The 2763-nt window shown below is 74.8% G+C and carries 3 protein-coding genes; all 3 read left to right on the forward strand.

What is annotated here, in order from left to right; all coding sequences use genetic code 11:
- Positions 1-108: 108 nt before the first annotated feature.
- The 3 genes from rfbC (at position 109) to AB0K92_RS33515 (ending at position 2634) form a co-directional block, all read left to right on the forward strand.
- Complete coding sequence (gene rfbC / locus AB0K92_RS33505) at positions 109-732, forward strand: dTDP-4-dehydrorhamnose 3,5-epimerase (RefSeq protein WP_365929044.1); 624 nt, start codon at positions 109-111, stop codon at positions 730-732.
- A 163-nt stretch (positions 733-895) separates the two neighbouring features.
- Positions 896-1705, forward strand: coding sequence for an AfsR/SARP family transcriptional regulator (locus tag AB0K92_RS33510; RefSeq protein WP_365929045.1), 810 nt, complete (start codon positions 896-898; stop codon positions 1703-1705).
- Positions 1706-1725: 20 nt separating this feature from the next.
- Positions 1726-2634 (forward strand): nucleotide disphospho-sugar-binding domain-containing protein, encoded by a 909-nt coding sequence (locus AB0K92_RS33515; protein ID WP_365929046.1) that lies wholly within the window; start codon positions 1726-1728, stop codon positions 2632-2634.
- The last annotated feature ends 129 nt before the right edge of the window (positions 2635-2763 follow it).

Below are 2763 nucleotides of genomic sequence, written 5' to 3' on the forward strand. Positions count from 1 at the left end.
CCCGCCGTGCGCGCCACGGCCCGCCGCGCCGGCCGCGGCCGGCCGGGCGAGGGGGCGACGCCGCGCTGCTCCACCCGGTCTTGAGCAGCGGCGCTTAACCTCCTGGACATGGACCGTCACAGCCTGGAAGTCAGCGAACTCGGCCTGCCCGGCGCGTTCCTGCTGACGCCCCGGGCTGTCACGGACGAGGTCGTCGTCCGCTACGAGACGTTCCGCCAGGACGACGTCGAGAACGGGACCGGACGGCCCTTCGCGATCCGTTACAGCGACCAGTCGGCCGCCCGGCGCCTGGTGCTGCGCGGCATCCACGGCAGCGCCGGCGAGGACGCCCGCCCCCGCCTGTTCGACTGCGTCAAGGGCTCCGCCGTCCACGTCGTGGTGGACCTGCGCGTCGGCTCACCCGAGTACGGCCGTCACGAGGTGGTCCGGCTCGACCACCGCGACACCTGCGGCGTGTTCGTCTCCGAGGGCCTGGGCCACGCCTGGCTCGCACTCGAGGACGACACGGTCGTCGCCTGCCACAGCTCCCGGCCCCGCACGCCCGGCTCCGGCTACACCGTCAGCGCCCTCGACCCCGCCCTCGCCCTGCCGTGGGGGCTCACCCAGGCGCCGGTGATGTCGGACGAGGACCTGGCCGCGCCCACCGCGGCCGAGGCCCTGGCCAAAGGCCTCCTGCCGGCCTACGAGGCCTGCCTCGCCCTCCACGACCGCCCCGTGCTCACCGGCGACTGAAAACCACCGGCCACGGCTTTGTGCCCGCACGGCCCCGCGGCCATGAATCGCTCACGTCCCCGAGAGGACCACGACACCCGCACGGGCGGGAGCAGCGCACTGTCCGCGCGGCGGGCCCGCGTGGGAGGTTCGGGGTCCGATGACAGAGACACAAGGGGGCCGAATGCGAATCTCTGTTCTGGGATCGTTGGACGCCGAGCTGAAGGGCGTCTCGATCCTGCCCACAGCGGCGAAGCCGCGGCAGATCATGGCACTGCTCGCGATCTACGCCAACCAGGTGCTGCCGGTGTCCGCGCTGATGGAGGAGATCTGGGGCGACGCACCGCCGCGCAGCGCGCTCACCACCCTGCAGACCTACATCCTCCAGCTGCGGCGCTGCATGGAGAAGGCACTGGACGGGGAGCCCGGCGGCTCCAAGGAACTGCTGCTGACCCGGCACGGGGGATACCTCCTGCAGACCGAGCCCGGCAGCATCGACGCGCACGAGCACGACCGGCTGTCCAGCCTCGGCCAGCGCGCCCTGGACCGCGGCGAGCACCGCGAGGCCGCGGAACTGTTCCGCGACGCCCTCGGCCTGTGGCGCGGCCCGGCCCTCGTCGACGTACGCACCGGCCCGCTCCTGGAGATCGAGGCGATGCGGCTGGAGGAGAGCCGGCTGGGGGTGCTGGAGCGCCGTATCGACGTCGAGCTGCGCCTGGGCCGCCACGGCGAACTGCTCACCGAACTCACCGCGCTCGCCGCCCGGCACCCGCTGCACGAGGGCCTGCACGCCCAGTGCATGGTCGCCTTCTACCGGGCGGGACGGCCCTCCGCGGCGCTCGACGTCTTCCAGAACCTGCGCAGCCGGCTCGTCGAAGAGCTGGGCATCGAGCCCTCACAGCGCCTGCAGCACCTGCAGCGGGCCGTGCTCGCGAGCGACCCGGCGCTGGACGTCGACACCGGCAGCGGGCGGATGCTCGACCGCTTCGCCTGACATAGGGCCAGGGAGGAACTGTGCGTGTGCTCTTCGCGGCCGGCCTCGGTATGCCGGCGGCGCTGCGCCTGGTGTTGCTCGCGAGGGAACTGCAGGCGGCCGGGCACGAGGTCCGCTTCTCCGGCCCGGCCCGGACGCGCAACCGCGTGGTCCGGGCCGGACTCGTTCCGGTCCTGGCCGGGCCGCGGCAGTTCAGCCGGGCCTGGCGGCCCGACCTGGTGGTGCACGATCCGCTGTGCCCCAGGGCGACGGCCATGGCGGCCGAGTCGGAGGTGCCCACCGTCGGCTACCTCCCCTACGCCCACCCGCCGCTGGCGCCGGCCCCGACCGTCTGGATCGACCCCTGCCCCCCGCTGCTGCGGGAACGCCCGCAGCCCGGCGCCTGGCAGGTGCGCGGCGACGCCTACGAACTGCCGCCGCGCCCGCAGCCCCACCTCACCGAGCTGTCGCTGCTCCCGCGCGTGTGCGTCACCGGCATACCGACCGGCACCCGGCCCGAGGACCGGCGCCGGGCACGGCTGTTCCGCCGGGTCGCCGAGGGCGTCGAGAGCCTCGGGCTGCAGCTCGTCGTCCTCCGGGGCGACGACCACCCCTGGAACGTGGTGCTGCAGGGCAGCGTCGTCGTCGTCCACAGCGGCGACGAAGGGGTCGTGTACGCGGCCGCCCGGCACGGGGTGTCCCAGCTGGTCCTGCCGGCCGGGGAGGCGGAACGCCGGGCGGGCAAACACCTGCAGCAGGCCGGCATCGGCGTCTGCCTGACCGACGACGAACTGCGCGGCGCCTCCAGCATGCTGCGGCTGCGCTTCCACATCGCCGAGCTGGTCAACGGCGGCCGCGCGCTGCCCGCGGCCGCGCAACTGGGCCGGACGGTCGCGGCCATGCCGCGCCCCGCCGACCTCGTCCCCGGCATCGAGGCACTCCTGCGCTGACACCGAGAACACCACCCGGAAAAGGGGCGTCACGCCCGGACCGGCACGACGGCGGCGCGCTGCCCCCCCCCCCCGCCCCCGCCCGCCCCGACCCGCCCGCCCCCGCGGCCACCCCCGCGCCCGGCCCCC

The organism is Streptomyces sp. NPDC052687 (genome assembly GCF_040678395.1).
In the GTDB taxonomy this organism is placed as follows: domain Bacteria; phylum Actinomycetota; class Actinomycetes; order Streptomycetales; family Streptomycetaceae; genus Streptomyces.